12 protein-coding genes and 1 pseudogene are annotated in these 16,672 nt (G+C 68.8%); 8 read left to right on the forward strand and 5 right to left on the reverse strand.

Annotated elements, in window-relative coordinates; all coding sequences use genetic code 11:
• Window positions 1-147: 147 nt before the first annotated feature.
• The 3 genes from G582_RS0113345 to G582_RS0113355 all read right to left on the reverse strand — a co-directional run bounded on the left by G582_RS0113345 (window position 148) and on the right by G582_RS0113355 (window position 3,080).
• Entirely contained in the window at window positions 148-540 is a 393-nt protein-coding gene (locus tag G582_RS0113345) for an MAPEG family protein (RefSeq protein WP_028840234.1), read from the reverse strand.
• A gap of 78 nt (window positions 541-618) precedes the next feature.
• On the reverse strand, window positions 619-2,343 hold the full coding sequence (locus G582_RS0113350) for a M28 family metallopeptidase (protein WP_028840235.1): 1,725 nt from the start codon (window positions 2,341-2,343) through the stop codon (window positions 619-621).
• A gap of 53 nt (window positions 2,344-2,396) precedes the next feature.
• A complete protein-coding gene (locus tag G582_RS0113355; protein ID WP_028840236.1) occupies window positions 2,397-3,080 on the reverse strand; it encodes a DUF4097 family beta strand repeat-containing protein in 684 nt (227 codons plus the stop codon).
• 111 nt (window positions 3,081-3,191) lie between these two features.
• Between G582_RS0113355 and gpmI the strand changes: the two genes are divergently transcribed.
• The 3 genes and pseudogenes from gpmI to G582_RS16815 all read left to right on the forward strand — a co-directional run.
• A complete protein-coding gene (gene gpmI / locus G582_RS0113360; RefSeq protein WP_248642818.1) occupies window positions 3,192-4,751 on the forward strand; it encodes a 2,3-bisphosphoglycerate-independent phosphoglycerate mutase in 1,560 nt (519 codons plus the stop codon).
• A complete protein-coding gene (locus tag G582_RS0113365; protein ID WP_028840238.1) occupies window positions 4,751-5,956 on the forward strand; it encodes a murein hydrolase activator EnvC family protein in 1,206 nt (401 codons plus the stop codon). Before gpmI ends, G582_RS0113365 begins: the two co-directional genes overlap by 1 nt.
• Before the next feature lie 102 nt (window positions 5,957-6,058).
• A pseudogene (locus G582_RS16815) lies at window positions 6,059-7,408 on the forward strand (S41 family peptidase); the annotation flags it as partial.
• A 15-nt stretch (window positions 7,409-7,423) separates the two neighbouring features.
• Here G582_RS16815 and G582_RS0113375 read toward each other — a convergent pair.
• Window positions 7,424-8,116 (reverse strand): rhomboid family intramembrane serine protease, encoded by a 693-nt coding sequence (locus G582_RS0113375; protein ID WP_028840239.1) that lies wholly within the window; start codon window positions 8,114-8,116, stop codon window positions 7,424-7,426.
• 181 nt (window positions 8,117-8,297) lie between these two features.
• Between G582_RS0113375 and G582_RS0113380 the strand changes: the two genes are divergently transcribed.
• Window positions 8,298-9,677: an outer membrane protein transport protein gene (locus G582_RS0113380; RefSeq protein WP_028840240.1), complete on the forward strand. Its 1,380-nt coding sequence runs from the start codon at window positions 8,298-8,300 to the stop codon at window positions 9,675-9,677.
• Between the two features lie 144 nt (window positions 9,678-9,821).
• Here G582_RS0113380 and putA read toward each other — a convergent pair whose 3' ends face one another.
• The gene (gene putA, locus G582_RS0113385) at window positions 9,822-13,037 is read right to left on the reverse strand and encodes a bifunctional proline dehydrogenase/L-glutamate gamma-semialdehyde dehydrogenase PutA (RefSeq protein ID WP_051247267.1); all 3,216 of its coding nucleotides are present in this window, start codon (window positions 13,035-13,037) and stop codon (window positions 9,822-9,824) included.
• A 275-nt stretch (window positions 13,038-13,312) separates the two neighbouring features.
• Between putA and coxB the strand changes: the two genes are divergently transcribed.
• The 4 genes from coxB to G582_RS0113405 are packed head-to-tail and all read left to right on the forward strand — an operon-like array spanning window position 13,313 to window position 16,656.
• Window positions 13,313-14,272 carry a cytochrome c oxidase subunit II gene (gene coxB, locus G582_RS0113390; protein WP_051247270.1) on the forward strand — a complete coding sequence of 320 codons (960 nt, stop codon included), beginning with the start codon at window positions 13,313-13,315 and terminating at the stop codon, window positions 14,270-14,272.
• 29 nt (window positions 14,273-14,301) lie between these two features.
• A complete protein-coding gene (gene ctaD / locus G582_RS0113395; protein WP_028840243.1) occupies window positions 14,302-15,924 on the forward strand; it encodes a cytochrome c oxidase subunit I in 1,623 nt (540 codons plus the stop codon).
• Window positions 15,925-15,943: 19 nt separating this feature from the next.
• On the forward strand, window positions 15,944-16,081 hold the full coding sequence (locus G582_RS18260) for a hypothetical protein (protein WP_169380656.1): 138 nt from the start codon (window positions 15,944-15,946) through the stop codon (window positions 16,079-16,081).
• Window positions 16,078-16,656, forward strand: coding sequence for a cytochrome c oxidase assembly protein (locus G582_RS0113405; protein WP_028840244.1), 579 nt, complete (start codon window positions 16,078-16,080; stop codon window positions 16,654-16,656). The genes G582_RS18260 and G582_RS0113405 overlap by 4 nt, the downstream gene beginning before the upstream one ends.
• Window positions 16,657-16,672 lie beyond the last annotated feature (16 nt).

The raw sequence follows: 16,672 nt of genomic DNA on the forward strand, positions 1-16,672 counted from the left end.
AGGTCATCGCCAGGGTCTTTATCCCGCAAAACCCCGAGCCTCTTGGTTCGGGGTTTTGTCTTTTTGCATCCGGAAATCTTCAAGCACGAGAATCAATAACCGCGACTCGAGGCGCGGTGGGCTTGGGCGATCCTGACGGGTCCGGCGTCAGCCGCCGACTCTCACCGCTGCCAGCAGCATCAGTGCGATCACGCAGGCGAATCCACCCAGCCAGGCAAGGCTGCGCAGCCCCTGCAGGACTGCCAGATAGAAGAGTCCGTGCAGGACGCGGAAGGCGATGAAACCCATCGAGAGCCAGGCGACCTGCTGCGCTTCGACCTGGGCGAACTGGGCCATCAGAACCGCGGCGGCGAATGCGGGGAACGCCTCGAATGCGTTGAGGTGCGCGGCGTACGCATTGCGCACCCGATAACTGTCCTGTTTGGCGATCCAGCCGCGTGGATCCTTGTTGTTGTAGCCGGGGGCGGAGGTCTTGGCGAGTACGGCCCACAGGTAGGGCAGGGCGGCGGCGACAACGATGCAGACATAGGCGATGAACATGGGAACTCCCGGCAATGGACGCCGCGAGTCTAGCCCGAACGCCCAGTCGCATCGGCGCCGGGCGCAAAGAAGCAGGGCCTACTTCCCGCGTGCGCCTGCAGCGGGACGCAGCGCGTCACGCGCGGCCTTGAACGGATTGCCATCGCGCCAGTTCGGCCATTCGCCATTGTTGGCAAGGATTTCGCCAACCGACCGCACCGCTTCCAGATCCTGCACGATGCCGTCCAGCTTCCAGCTGGCGGCGTCGTACTGGTCGCCGGGCTTGTGGTAGCGATGCTCGTTGTAGTCGCGACTGGCGGCCTCGCCCGCGGTGCGGCCACCCTCGATCAGGTCGCTGCCGCTGCCGATGTACAGCGCCGGCACGCCGGCCTTGGCGAAGTTGAAGTGGTCGGAACGGAAGTAGTAGCCCGCGGCGGGATGGGATTCCTCCACCAGCCGGCGCCGCTGCCGGTCGGCGGCAGCCTTCAGCAGGTCTTCCAGCTGCGAGCTGCCCTTGCCGACCACGATCAGGTCACGCGCCTTGCCGACCGGCGCCATCGCGTCGAGGTTGATCACCGCCACGGTCTGCGCGAGCGGGATCACCGGATGGGCGACGTAGTACTTGGAGCCGAGCAGGCCAGACTCCTCCAGCGTCACCGCCAGGAACAGCACCGAGCGCTTGGGCGGCGTGGGCGCCTTGCGCATGGCTTCGGCGATTTCTAGGATGCCGGCCACGCCGGTGGCGTTGTCCACCGCGCCGTTGTAGATGGCATCGCCGGTTTCGCCTTCGTGGGTACCGAGGTGGTCCCAGTGCGCCATGTAGACGATCGCCTGGTCGGGCTTTTCGCTGCCCGGGAGCAGGCCCAGCACGTTGCGCGAACGTTTTTCGACGCTGCGACTGGTCAGTTCCAGCGAGGCATTTGCCTCCAGCGGCACCGCGCGGAATCCCGGGCGGCCGGCCGCGGCGCGCAGCTTGGCCAGATCCTGGCCGGCCGCCTTGAACAGCGCATCGGCGGCTTTGCCGGTGATCCAGCCCTGCACCGGCAGGCGCGGCGCCGGGTCGTCCTTGGCGCGCAGATCGTACTGCGGGCCGGACCACGAGTTGCGCACCACGTCCCAACCGTAGGAAGCGCCGGGGGTGTCGTGGATGATCAGCGCGGCGGCGGCGCCCTTGCGCGCGGCTTCCTCGAACTTGTAGGTCCAGCGCCCGTACCAGGTCATTCGGTCGCCGTCGAACAGGCGGGCGTCATGGCCGTGAAAGCCGGGGTCGTTCACCAGCATCACCACGGTCTTGCCCTTGACGTCGATGCCGGCGTAGTCGTTCCAATCGCGTTCCGGGGCGTCCACGCCGTAGCCGACGAAGACCAGCTGGCTGTCTTTGAGGCTGACGCGGGCCTGGCCGGTGCGTGTGCCGACCACCATGTCCTCGCCGAATTTCAGCTGCTGATTGGTACCGCCGACCTTCAACCCGAGCACCGCCGATTCATCGGCGGTGGTCTCCATCATCGGCACGGTCTGGAACCAGTCGCCGCCGTTGCCCGGCTGCAGGCCAATGCGGGCGAACTGCGCCTTGATGTAGTCGACCGTACGGTCTTCGCCGACGCTGCCCGGGCCGCGCCCGGCGAATCCGTCCGAGGCCAGTTCCTGCACGTGTGCGGCAAAATCGCCGGCGGTGATCGCGTCCTGGAACGCGTGGTTGCCGGCGACGGCGGTGGCACTACGCGCATCCGGCGCAGCGGTGCCCGCGGCTTGCGGCGCGGGGTCGCGGGAACCGCAGGCGCATAGCGCCAGCATGGCAATGGACAGCGAGGTGGCGCGCAGCATCGCGGGACTCTCCATTCGGATGTCCCGCGATTCTATCCAAGCCGTGGCCCGGGTCAGTCCTTGGGCGGGGTGGCACCGTCGTAGCGCACCGCGGTGGCACCGCTGACGCTGTCGATGCGGGCGCTGGCGTGCACGTAGAGCTTCACTTCGCGCTCGAACACCAGCGGGCCGTCGACCACGGCGTTCGGCCCGATCACCACGCGCGGGATCTTGTGCTTGCCGAAGTTGAGGCCGAAGTTGCCTTTCGGCTTCTCGATGCGGATGCCACGCGCGACCCGCGAGTCGGCGCCGACAGTGACGTCGCCGTTCACGGTTTCGATGCGACCTTCGACGGCAGTGCCGACCAGGCCGATCGCGCCGTTGACGGTACTGACATCGCCGCCTACCCGCGAGCCGCGGTCGATGAAGATGCCGCCGTTCACCGTTTCCAGATTGCCGTTGATCCGCCCGTCGCGGCCGAAACGGATGGCGCCGTTGACGGTCGACACCTCGCGAGCCGTCACCGCATCTTCGGCGCTGATGCCGCCGTTGACGGTTTCCACCTCTTCGGCGCTGGCGCCGCGGGCCAGCTCGATGCCGCCGTTGACCGTGCCGAGGTCGCCATAGGCCTGGCCGGCCTCGGCGGTGATGCCGCCGTTGACCTTGTCGATATCGCGGCGGTTTTCGCTGGCCTGCGGCGAGGCGAACGCGGCGGCGCTGGTCGCCAGCAGCAGGGTACAAAGCAGGAAACGGTTCATCCGGGCCTCCGCGGCCTGTTGGGGATACAGCTGGGATGCGCCTTGCGGGCGCAGGGTTTACACGCCGCTACAATTCCATTTCCCTCCATCGCACAATCCGCAGGAACCATCGTGTCCACGAGCATCCCGTCGCACCCCCCGGCCGGTTCGCCGAAGCCGGTTGTCCTGCTGATCCTGGACGGCTGGGGCCACCGCGAGGAAACCGCCGACAACGCGCTGGCGCTGGCCGAACTGCCGCACTGGCGCCAGCTGCTGGCGACCTGCCCACACACGCTGATCCACACCGAGGGCCGCTTCGTCGGACTGCCGGACGGGCAGATGGGCAATTCCGAAGTCGGCCACATGAACCTCGGCGCGGGCCGCATCGTCTATCAGGACCTGACCCGCGTCGACGCCGCGATTGAGGACGGCAGCTTCTTCGCCAATGCCGAACTGAACGCGGCCTGCGACGCGGTGAAGGCCAACGGCGGCACCCTGCACGTGATGGGCCTGCTCTCGCCGGGTGGCGTGCACAGCCACGAGCAGCACTTGTTTGCGATGCTGAAGTTGGCACAGCGCGCCGGCGTGCCGCGGGTCGCGGTGCATGCCTTCCTCGATGGCCGCGACACCCCGCCGCAATCCGCAGAGCCCAGCCTGCGCACCCTGCAGGCGCTGTGCGCCCGGCTCGGCAACGCGCACATCGCCACGGTGGGCGGGCGCTATTACGCGATGGATCGGGACAAGCGCTGGGAGCGCGTGCGCCGTGCCTGGGACGCGATCGTCGAAGCCGAAAGCGGGCAGCATGCGATTGATGCGCTGGCCGCACTGCAGGCGGCCTACGCGCGCGGCGAGAACGATGAATTCGTCGCGCCCACCGTGCTCGACGGCGCGCAGCCGATGCGCGATGGCGACGCGGTGGTGTTCATGAATTTCCGCGCCGACCGCGCCCGCCAGCTCACTGCCGCGTTCGTCGATCCCGCATTCGACGGCTTCGCCGCGCGCTGCCCGCTGCTGGCGCGCTTCGTCTGCCTGAGCGAATACGACGCCAGGCTGCCGGCGGCGCTGGCATTCGCCCCGGACGACCTGCGCCACACCTTCGGCGAGGTGCTGGCCAGCGCGGGCAAGACCCAGCTGCGCATCGCCGAAACCGAAAAGTACGCGCACGTGACGTTTTTCTTCAGCGGCGGCCGCGAGGATGTGTTCGAGGGCGAGCAGCGCATCCTGATCCCCAGCCCGCAGGTGGCCACCTACGACCTGCAGCCGGAAATGAGCTGCCCCGAGCTGACCGCCAAGCTGGTCGATGCGATCAAGGGCGGCGGCTTCGATGCCATCGTCTGCAACATCGCCAATCCGGACATGGTCGGTCACAGCGGGATACTGGAAGCCGCCATCCTTGCCACGCAGGCGGTGGACGTGGCCGTCGGCCAGATCGTGGCGGCGGTGCGGGCGGCGGGGGGCGCAATGCTGATCACCGCCGACCACGGCAACGTGGAAATGATGCGCGACCCTGTTACCGGCCAGCCGCATACCGCCCACACCGTCGGCCCGGTGCCGCTGGTCTACGTGGGCGAACGCCGCGCCGCGCTGCGCGAAGGCGGCGCCCTGCGAGACGTCGCCCCCACCCTGCTCGATCTGCTGGGGCTGGCGCGGCCCGCGGAAATGAGCGGGCAGAGCCTGCTGTTGCCGGCCTGATGCGCGCATTCGTCGTCGCCGTCGCCTGCCTGCTGGCGCTCGCCGGCGGCGCGCGTGCGCAGGACACGAAGGACGCCGAAAAGCGCCTGCAAAGCGTGCGCGGCGAACTGCGCGAGGTCGCCGCGCAGCGGCGCAAGCTGGAAGGCCAGCGTGGCGACGCCAGCCGCAAGCTGCGCGAGGCCGACCAGCAGGTGGGCGGCACCCAGCGCGCCCTGCAGCAGACGCGCGCACAGATGCGCCGGGACGCGGAAGCGCTGCTGCAGCTGCAGCAGCAGCGCCAGCGCCATGCCGGCGACCTGGCGGCCAAGCGCGCCGAGCTGGCGAAGCTGCTGCGCGCCGCGCAGTTCGCCGGCGAGGCGGCGCCGCTGAAGGCGCTGCTGGCGCAGGATCGGGTGGCGGAAGCCGAGCGCGCGTTGACTTACCAAGGCTATCTGCAGCGCGCCCAGGTCGAGCGCATCCGCGACCTCGGCGCCGAGGTCGCGCGGCTGAGCGCATTGGAAGATGAAATCCTGCAGCGGCGCAACGCGCTGGATGCGGCCGACCGCAAACAGGCCGAACAGCTGGCGCAGCTGCAGGCCGCGCGCCAGCAGCGCGCCGGGTTGCTGGCCGAACTCGACCAGCAGTACCGCGACCGCGCCCAGCGCGAGAAGGCGCTGGGGCAGGATGCCAAGGCGCTGCAGAACCTGCTGGCGCAGCTGCGCGCGGCCGCGGCGAAGGCGGCGCGCGAAGCCGCCCGCGCCCGTCGCGAGGCCGAACGGCAGGCCAAGGCCAGCGGCAAGCCGGCGCCAAAGCGCAGCGCGGTTGCCAGCGCGCCGGCAATGCGGGTAGGCGGCTTGAGCTGGCCGGTGTCGGGCAACCTGCTGGCCGCGTTCGGAGGCCGGCTGCCGGATGGGCGGCGCAGCGACGGCGTGCTGATCGCAGCGCCGGCCGGCACCGCGGTCAAGGCGGTGGCCGATGGCACGGTGGTGTTCGCGGACTGGATGACCGGCTACGGCAACATCCTGATCGTCGACCACGGCAACGGTTACATGAGCCTGTACGCCCACAACGACGGCCTGCTGCGCGCCGCCGGCGATGCCGTGCGGCGCGGCGATGCGCTGGCCGCGGTGGGAAGTTCCGGCGGGCAGGAGCGCCCGGCGCTGTATTTCGAACTGCGCCGCAACGGTGCGCCGGTGAACCCCTCCGGCTGGCTGACGCGGCAATGACGCCGCCTGCGCGCGGTTCGCAGGCATGATGGGGAACCCGCGCCAGTTGGCGCGGGTCGAACCGCCCAACGGACTCACCGACGCAGCCATACGGAGTAACGCATGCGGGCCAGGCTTCTTTCCATTCTGATCGCGGCGGCGCTGTATTCCCCACTGGCGGCCGCGCAGGACGCGCCCGCGGAGGCCGCCGCGCAGGATGCCGCGCTGGCCAGCGACGATCCCGACGCGGTGGCGGCGGAGGCGGCGAAAGTGCCGCTGGACGAGATCCGCCGCTACGTGACCGTGTTCAACGCGATCCGCCAGGCCTATGTGGACCCGGTCAACGACCGCGAGCTGATGGCATCGGCGGTGCGCGGCCTGCTGTTCGACCTCGATCCGCACAGCGCCTACATGGAAAAGGCCGACGCCGAGCAGTTCGACGAGCAGACCCGCGGCAGCTACGACGGCGTCGGGGTCGAGCTGCAGCAGCTGCCGGACGGCACCCTGCGGGTGATCGCACCGCTGGACGACAGCCCCGCCGCGCGCGCCGGGCTGCGCAGCGGCGACCGCATCGTCGCCATCGACGGCAAGATGCTTAAGAGCGGGCAGAACGATGCCTCCGCGCCGCTGCGCGGCAAGGCCGGCACCAAGGTGATGGTGAAGGTGCTGCGCGAGGGCGTGCGCGAACCGTTCGACCTGAGCCTGGTGCGCGACACCATCCGTACCACCAGCGTGCGTTCGCGCATGCTCGAACCGGGGCTGGGCTACCTGCGCATCTCCAGCTTCCAGGCCTCGACTGCGGCCGACTTCAACAAGCAGCTGGACGCGCTGCAGAAGGACGCGCCGCTGCGCGGCCTGCTGCTGGACCTGCGCAGCAACCCGGGCGGGCTGCTGATCGGCGCCGTGCAGATCGCCGACGAGCTGCTGGAAAGCGGCGGCATCGTCAGCACGCGCGGGCGCGAAACCATCGGCGACAGCCGCTTCGACGCCACCCCGGGCGATCGCCTGCACGGCGCGCCGCTGGTGGTGCTGGTGGACGCGGGCTCGGCCAGTGCCGCCGAGGTGCTGGCCGGCGCGCTGCACGACAACAACCGCGCGCGCGTGGTCGGCAGCCGCACCTTCGGCAAGGGCTCCGTGCAGACGCTGCTGCCGCTGGACAACGGCGACTCGATCAAACTCACCACCGCGCGCTACTACACGCCCAGCGGGCATTCGATCCAGGCGCTTGGCATCCAGCCGGACGTGGTCCTGCATCCGGAAGGCGTACAGCGGCGTCCGGCCGTGGTCAGCGAAGCCGTGTTGCCGGGCCACCTGGCCGCCGAGACCGACGCGATGGAAGGCGACAATGCCGGCGAGGTGCTGCCCGGCAGCAAACCCATCGATGCCGCCCTGGCCGAATTGAAGCGCATGGCCGGGATTGCCACGGCCGCAAAGCCGGCGCCGAAGCCGGCCGCGAAGCCGAAACCCGTTCCGTAACGAGGCGCCGGCCTAGTAGCCGCGGCTGCGGCGCAGCCGGCGGGCGATCGCGGCGCGGGTAAGCAGGGCGAACAGCACGCCGAACACGAAGCCGGCGATATGCGCCGGCCAGGCCACCGCGCCGAACGCCGGGCCGCTGTAGGCAAAACCCACCTGCAGCAGCGCCCACATGCCGATCAGCAGGAACGCCGGCACCCGCACGAACTGCAGGAACAACCCCAGCGGCAGCACAACGCCCAGTCGCGCGCCGGGGAACAGCGCCAGATAGGCGCCGATCAATGCCGACACCGCACCGCTGGCGCCGATCACCACCCGGTCCGGCGCGTCGATGGCCAGCACCGCCGCCAGGTTGGAAAACGCGCCGCCGAGCAGGAACAGCAGCAGGAAACGCCCGCCGCCCATGGTGCGTTCCGCCGGCAGCCCGAAGATCAGCAGGAACACCAGGTTGCCCAGCAGGTGGATCCAGTCCGCGTGCAGGAACAGGCCCGAGAACAGCCGCAGCACGCTGCCGTCGGCCAGCGCCCGCCGCCACGCGTCCACGCTGTCCAACCCGCCGGTCAGCACGCCCCAGTCCAGTGCGGCGGCGATGCTGCCGGGCGGCGCGCGCAGCGCAGCAATCACGTAGCTCAGCCACAGCGTGGCGAACAGCAGCGGGGTAGCCCACAGGATCAGGCGGTGCTGGCGGGGACGGATGCCGACGAACATGTGGATTCGATAGATGGGGCCGATACGGGAATGTTATTGGACAGTTAAAGTTCGGGTATAGTCACATACGGCGTCGTATGTCGGGACCGAATCCACCCGGCGCATCGTAAAGATCGTTCGGCGATCCCGGTGATGCAGGCGCACCATGAATCCACATCGTCCTATGGAGAGAGCGTCCACCATGCATACCGCTTCCAAAATCGCACGCATCACCGCCCTTGCCATCGGCATCGCCGGTGCACTGGCCTGGGGCCAGGCCGACGCCGCGGCGTTCCAGCTCAAGGAAAACAGCGCGAAGGGCTTGGGCCGCGCGTTTGCCGGTTCCACCAGCGCCTGGGGCGATGCCTCGGTGGTCGCCACCAACCCGGCGTCGATGCGCCTGCTCAACGGCCGCCAGTTCCAGGCCGACGTGAGCGCCATCGCCTTCTCGGCCAAGCTGCAGGACGGCTACAGTGGCCGCTTCGCAGGTCCGGGCGGCGCTGGCACCGGGATGCCGATCCAGGGCGGCAACGGCGGCGACGCCGGCATGATCGCGCCGGTCCCGGCGACCTACTTCCACATCCCGTTCGGCGAGAACGACAACATGCATTTCGGCATGTCGCTGACCGCGCCGTTCGGTTTCAAGACCGAATACGACCGCAACTGGGTCGGCCGCTACCACGGCGTCAAGACCGACCTGAAGGCGGTCGACCTCGGTGCCGCGTTCTCCTATGACGTCAACCCGTACGTCTCGTTCGGCGTCAGCGTGTTCTACGAACACCTGGCCATCGAGCTGAGCAATGCGGTCGACTTCGGCGCCGTTGCCTACGGCGCGACCAACGGCGCCAGCGCCGCGCTGGGGCTGTACCCGGGCAGCGCCGATGGCTTCGCCACCATCGAAGGCAAGAACAACGCCTGGGGCTACGTGCTGGGCGCCACCTTCAGCGTCACCGAAGACACCAACATCGCGCTGAGCTACCGCTCCAAGGTCAAGCACAAGATCGACGACGGCAAGGCCACCTTCGATGTCCCCGGCAATGTCGCCACCGCCCTGCAGACGCAGGCGCGCGGCATCTTCGTCAACACCGGCGGCAAGGCCGAGTTGACCCTGCCGGCCTCGGCCACCCTGAGCCTGACCCACCGCGTCAACGACCGCTGGACGGTGATGGGCGATCTCTCCCGCACCGCGTGGGCGCCGTCGTTCGACCAGGTGGTGGTGGACTTCGCCTCCAACCAGCCCAACAACGTGCTGGTGTTCGGCTACGACGACACCACCTTCGCCTCGATCGGTGCCGAGTACAAGCTGTCCGACACCATCACCTTGCGCGGCGGCGTGGCATACGACCAGACCCCGACCACCGACGAGCACCGCGACGTGCGCGTGCCGGACGTCTCGCGCCGCTGGCTGTCGTTCGGCCTGGGCTGGACGCCGTCGGAGAAGACCGAGTTCAACTTCGGTTACACCCACCTGTTCACCAACCAGCCGTCGATCGACATCACCTCGGCCACCCGCAGCACGCTGAAGGGTAGCTACGAGGTCCGCGGCGACGTGCTGGGCGCTTCGATCAACTACAAGTTCTGATCGCTCGCGCCATTGCAGCATCGGAAGCCCCGCGCAAGCGGGGCTTCTTTTTTTGCGCGCTGCGGGGCGATTCGCTGCGGCACGCGCGCATGAAAAACCCCGCCGCGGCGGGGTCTTCATTGCGGGCTGCGCAGAGCGACGGAATCAGTCGCCCAGCGTCAGCAGGCTGGCGTTGCCGCCGGCGGCGGTGGTGTTGACGGTCACCGTCTTCTCGGTGGCGAAGCGCGGCAAGTAGTGCGGGCCGCCGGCCTTCGGGCCGGTGCCGGACAGGCCTTGGCCGCCGAACGGCTGCACCCCGACCACCGCGCCGATCTGGTTGCGGTTGACGTAGATGTTGCCGACCTTGGCGCGCGCCACGATGCGGTCGATGGTGGCGTCGATGCGCGAATGGATGCCCAGGGTCAGGCCGTAGCCGGTGGCGTTGATGGTGTCGATCAGCGCGTCCAGTTCGTCGGCCTTCCAGCGCACCACGTGCAGCGCCGGGCCGAATTTCTCGCGGTCCAGTTCGGCGATCGACTTGAGTTCCCACGCCGTCGGCGCGAAGAAGGTGCCGTGCTCGGTGCCCTCGCCCAGCGTGGCCCGGGCGATGAACTTCGCCGAGCCCTGCATCTTCGCGGCGTGCTCTTCGAGCACGCATTTGGCCTCGGTGTCGATCACCGGGCCGACGTCGGTGGACGGCAGGCCGGGATCGCCGACCTTCAGCTCGGCCATCGCGCCGGCCAACATGCCGATCACCTTGTCGGCGATGTCGTCCTGCACCAGCAGCACGCGCGCGGCCGAGCAGCGCTGGCCGGCGGAGGTGAAGGCCGAGCCCAGCGCGTCCTTGACCACCTGTTCGGGCAGCGAGGAACTGTCGGCGATCATCGCGTTCTGGCCGCCGGTTTCGGCGATCAGGGTGGCGATCGGGCCGGCCTCGCGGCTGGCCAGGGCACGGTTGATCAGGCGCGCGGTTTCGGTGGAACCGGTGAAGCAGACGCCGGCCACGCGTGCATCCCGGGTCAGCGCCGCGCCGACGGTGGCGCCGTCGCCGGGCAGGTACTGCAGCACGTCCTGCGGGATGCCGGCTTCGTGCATCAGCTTGACCGCGGCGAAACCGATCAGGTTGGTCTGCTCGGCCGGCTTGGCGATCACGGTATTGCCGGCGGCCAGCGCGGCGGCGATCTGGCCGAGGAAGATCGCCAGCGGGAAGTTCCACGGGCTGATGCAGGCGAACACGCCGCGCCCGGCCAGCTGCAGCTGGTTGGATTCGCCGGTGGGGCCGGGCAGGGCGATCGGGGCGAAGTGCTCCCTTGCCTGTAATGCGTAATAGCGCAGGAAATCCACCGCCTCGCGCACTTCGGCGATGCCGTCGGCCAGGGTCTTGCCGGCCTCCTTGGTGCACATCGCCATGTAGGCCGGCATGCGCGCCTCCAGCAGGTCGGCGGCGTGTTCCAGCAGGGCGGCGCGCGAACTGGCCGGGGTGGCGTCCCAGCCGGGCTGCGCGGCCACGGCGTTGGCCAGCGCGCGCTCGACGTCGGCGCTGGTGCTGGCCTGCCAGTGGCCTACCGTTTCGCGGCGGTCGGCCGGGTTGGTGACCGCGATCTTCTCGCCGGCAGGCTGGGTGCCGGCGACCAGCGGGCTGGCGGTCCAGCTGCCGGCGCCGGCGCTGTTCATCGCCGCCGCAAGGTCGCGCAGCGCGTCGTCGTTGGCCAGGTTGATGCCCATGGAATTGCCTCGGTGCTGGTTCTGGCTGCGGTAGAGGTCCACCGGCAGCGGGATGCGGGGGTGCTGGATGTGTTCGAGCGAGGACACGAACTCCACCGGGTCGCGGATCAGCTCTTCGACCGGGATGCTCTCGTCGGTGATGCGGTTGACGAAGCTGGAGTTGGCGCCGTTCTCCAGCAGGCGGCGCACCAGGTAGGGCAGCAGGTCTTCGTGCGAGCCCACCGGCGCGTACACGCGGCAGGGCACGTCCAGGCGGTCGGCCGGGATCACTTCCGCGTACAGGTCGTCGCCCATGCCGTGCAGCTTCTGGAACTCGAAGTCGCGGCGGCCGCGCATCGCCCGTGCCATGCGGTGCACGGTGGCGATGGTTTGTGCATTGTGGGTGGCGAACATCGGGTAGATCGCGTCGCCCGCATCGAGCAGCCGGCGCGCATTGGCGATGTAGCTGACGTCGGTGTTCTGCTTGCGGGTGAACAGCGGGTAGCCGGCCTGCCCGTCCATCTGCGCGCGCTTGACCTCGGCATCCCAGTAGGCGCCCTTGACCAGCCGCACCGGGATGCGCCGGCCCAGCTGGCCGGCCATGGCGGCGATGTGGTCGATCACGAACGGCGCGCGCTTCTGGTAGGCCTGCACGACGATACCGAAGCCGTTCCAGCCGCGCAGCGACGCGTCCGCCAGCACCTGGAAGATCAGGTCCAGCGAGAGTTCGAGCCTGTCGGTTTCCTCGGCGTCGATGGTCAGCCCGATGTCGTACTGCTTGGCCAGCTGCGACAGTTCCAGCAGGCGGCCGCCCAGCTCGTCCAGCACGCGCGCGCGCTTGGCGTGCTCATAGCGCGGGTGCAGGGCGGACAGCTTGACCGAGATGCTGGGCGCGCCGAACACCGCGTCGGGCGCCTGCGTGCGGTGCGGCGCGTAGTCGCGGCCGATCGCGTGGATCGCGCTGCGATAGGCCTCCTGGTAGCGCAATGCATCCTTGGTGGTCAGCGCGCCCTCGCCCAGCATGTCGAAGGAATAGCGGTAGTTCGCGCCCTCGCCCTTGCGGCTGCGCACCAGCGCCTCATCGATGGTCCGGCCCAGCACGAACTGGTGGCCCATGATCTTCATCGCCTGGCGCACCGCCAGCCGGATCACCGGCTCGCCGGCGCGCCCGACCAGGCGCTGGAAGGCGCCGTGGGCATCGCGCCTGGTGTCATCGGCCAGATCGACCAGCTTGCCGGTCAGCATCAGGCCCCAGGTGGACGCGTTGACCAGCACCGAATCGGACTGGCCGAGGTGGCGCTTCCAGTTGGCATCGCCCAGCTTGTCGCGGATCAGCGCGTCGGCGGTGGCCTGGTCGGGGATGCGCAGCAGCGCCTCGGCCACGCACATCAGCAGCACGCCCTCCTCGCTGCCGAGGTCGTACTGGCGCATGAAGGCCTCCACCACGCCCTGGCTCTTGGCGCGGGCGCGGACCCGGCGGACCAGGTCGGCGGCCACCGCCTGCGCGGCGTCGCGCTCGGCGGCCGGCAGGCGGGCCTGCTCCAGCAGCCAGCGGACGTGGGTGGCCTCGTCGCGGATCCAGCCGGCGGTGATCGCGGCGCGGAAAGGCGGCGCGGGCTGTGCCAGCTCCGGGGACAGGATGGGAGCGACGGAAACGGTCTGGAAATCGATGCTCATGCGCCCGCAGGCAGTGTTCGCAGGGGGCCATAGTGTAGATCGGCGGCATCGAACAGGCATGCGCAGGTTGCCGTGGCCCCGCTGCGCCAGTAATCTTTGACTCAGGTCAAGCCTTGGCGCGATTGCTGCGCGGACTTGATCCAGGTCAAAACGGGTTGCTGTTTACTGGCGACCTGTCGGGCGCGGATACGGTTCTCCAGGCTGCTTGCAGCCCGGGAGCCCGTGGCGCGGCCATCCATCCCGGAATCGATTCAGGACATGTGGGGCTCGGAGTGATGACATCCCGTCGTTTCAAACAGTTGGCGCTGGCCGCCGCGATGACCGTGGCGCTGCCGCTGGCGGTCCAGGCGCAGGGCGCCGCGGCCGGTCCCGCCGACCCGCACCGCTGGCAGCTGAACATGGGGCCGGGCGTCACCCCGACCTCGCAGGCCGCCTATGACGCCCACATGGTGGTGCTCTGGGTCTGCGTGGTGATCGGCGTGCTGGTATTCGGCGCCATGGCCGTGGCCATCTTCAAGTTCCGCAAGTCCAAGGGCGCGGTGGCGGATACCGGCTTCGTCCACAGCACCAAGCTGGAAGCGATGTGGACGGCGATCCCGGTGCTTATCCTGGTCGGCCTTGCGTTCCCGGCCACCAGCGGCCTGATGCGCATGTACGACGTGCGCGATTCGGCGATGACGGTGAAGGTCACCGGCTATCAGTGGATGTGGAAGTACGAGTACCTGGGCGAGGACGTGTCCTTCACCAGTCGCCTCGACCGCAAGCACGACGAGCTGCGCCAGAGCGGCAAGGTCGTGACCGAGGCCGACGACCCGCATTACCTGCTGAACGTCGACAACGTGCTGGTGCTGCCGGTCGATACCAAGGTGCGCTTCGTGCTGACCGCCGACGACGTGATCCACTCCTGGTGGGTGCCGGCGCTGGGCTGGAAGCAGGACGCCGTGCCGGGCATCGTCAACGAGGCCTGGGCGCAGATCGAGAAGCCGGGCATCTACCGCGGCCAGTGCGCCGAGCTGTGCGGCAAGGACCACGGCTTCATGCCGATCGTGGTGAAGGCCGTGAGCAAGGCAGAGTTCGCGCAGTGGCTGGCCGAAGAGAAGGCCAAGCGCGCGCCGGCCGCCCCGGCGGCTCCGGAAGCGGCTCCGGCCGCGCCGGCTGCCGAAGCCGAAGCCGCGCCCGAGGCCACCGCCGCCGCCCCGCAAACCGCCCAGCCCGCCGCCGCGCAGGCCGGTTGATCCACGCATAGCATCCAGAAGGTTTCCCCATGTCCGCCACGCATCCAGACGCCGTCGGCCAGCACGACGCCCACGGCCATCACAAGCAGGGCTTCATCGAGCGCTGGTTCTTCTCGACCAACCACAAGGACATCGGCACGCTGTACCTGGTGTTCGCCTTCCTGATGGCGATCGTGGGCGCCGCGCTGTCGGTCGGCATCCGCACCGAGCTGGCCACGCCCGGCCTGCAGTTCGTCAAGCCCGAGTTCTTCAACCAGCTCACCACCATGCATGCGCTGGTGATGATCTTCGGCGCGATCATGCCGGCCTTCGTCGGCCTGGCGAACTGGATGATCCCGCTGCAGATCGGCGCGCCGGACATGGCGCTGCCGCGCATGAACAACTGGTCCTTCTGGATCATGCCGTTCGCGTTCGCGCTGCTGCTGCTGACCTTCTTCCTGCCGGGCGGCGCGCCCGGCGGTGGCTGGACCATGTACCCGCCGCTGTCGCTGCAGGGCGGCAGCAACCTGGCGTTCGCGATCTTCGCCATCCACATGATGGGCATCAGCTCGATCATGGGCGCGATCAACATCATCGCCACCGTGCTCAACATGCGCGCGCCGGGCATGGACCTGCTGAAGATGCCGATCTTCTGCTGGACCTGGCTGATCACCGCGTTCCTGCTGATCGCGGTGATGCCGGTGCTGGCCGGCGCGGTGACCATGCTGCTGACCGACCGCTTCTTCGCCACCAGCTTCTTCAACGCGGCCGGCGGCGGCGACCCGGTGATGTACCAGCACATCTTCTGGTTCTTCGGGCATCCCGAGGTCTACATCATGATCCTGCCGGCGTTCGGCATCGTGTCGGAGATCATCCCGACCTTCAGCCGCAAGCCGCTGTTCGGTTACCAGGCGATGGTGTACGCCACCGCGGCGATCGCGTTCCTGTCGTTCATCGTGTGGGCCCACCACATGTTCACGGTAGGCATGCCGCTGGGTGGCGAGGTCTACTTCATGTTCGCCACCATGCTGATCTCGATCCCGACCGGGGTGAAGGTGTTCAACTGGGTCACCACCATGTGGCGCGGGTCGCTGACCTTCGAAGCGCCGATGCTGTGGTCGATCTCGTTCGTGGTGCTGTTCACCATCGGCGGTTTCTCCGGCCTGATGCTGGCGATCGTGCCGGCCGACTTCCAGTACCACGACACCTACTTCGTGGTGGCGCACTTCCACTACGTGCTGGTGACCGGCGCGCTGTTCGCGATCATCGCCGCCATCTACTACTGGTGGCCGAAGTGGACCGGCCGCATGTACAGCGAGGGCCTGGCCAAGTTCCACTTCTGGTGGACCATGGTGTTCGTCAACCTGCTGTTCTTCCCGCAGCACTTCCTCGGCCTGGCCGGCATGCCGCGCCGCATCCCGGACTACAACGTGGTGTTCGCGGACTGGAACCTGATCAGCTCGATCGGTGCGTTCGGCATGTTCCTCACCCCGTTCATGATGGCCTTCGTGCTGCTGCGCTCGAAGAAGCACGGCGCCGTGGCCGAAGCCCGCGCCTGGGAAGGCGCGCGTGGCCTGGAGTGGACGGTGCCGTCGCCGGCCCCGCACCACACCTTCGAGCGTCCGCCGGTGATCAAGGACGGCGACCTGGCCCACGGCGACGTCAGCCACTGACGCCGCCCGGAACGCGCAGATGCCCGTCGATCCCGCCACCGTCGATACCACCCTGGCAGCGCGCCGCAGGCGCGCCCGCCGCACCGCGCTGCTTTGCGCGGTGATCGCGGTGGCGGTGTACGCGCTGTTCTTCCTGTCCGGGGTGGCGGGGCGATGAGCGCCTCGCGCACCTTCGGCGTGTGGAAGATGGTCGGCGTGGCGGTGGCCGCGTTCGGCTTCGCCTTCTCGCTGGTGCCGCTGTACCGGATCGCCTGCGAAAAGGTGTTCGGGGTGCGGCTGGAGCAGGGACCGGTGGCGGCGAAAGGCGCCACTGCCGCAGGCGACGACGCGCGCTGGGTGACCGTGCAGTTCGATGGCGGCGTCAACTCGAAGCTGCCGTGGCAGTTCGCGCCCGAGCAACGCTCGATGCGGGTGCAGCTGGGCCGCCAGTACGAGGCGCTGTACTTCGCCCGCAACACCGCCGACCGCGCGATCGTCGGCAGCGCCGTACCTTCGGTCGCACCTGCGCGCGCCTCCGGCTATTTCAACAAGACCGAATGCTTCTGCTTCACCGCGCAGACGCTGGCGGCGGGTGAGTCCCGCGACATGCCGGTGCGCTTCATCATCGATCCGGCGCTGCCGGCCGGGGTGAAGACGCTGACCCTGTCCTACACCTTCTACAAGAACGACGCCCAGACCGCCGCACTTGCGGCAACGACGGGCCACGCGGGCGCGGTCCGTTCCGCGCCCTGATCCTCCGCCAAGACCC

It is taken from the genome of Thermomonas fusca DSM 15424, assembly GCF_000423885.1.
Taxonomy (GTDB): Bacteria; Pseudomonadota; Gammaproteobacteria; order Xanthomonadales; family Xanthomonadaceae; genus Thermomonas; species Thermomonas fusca.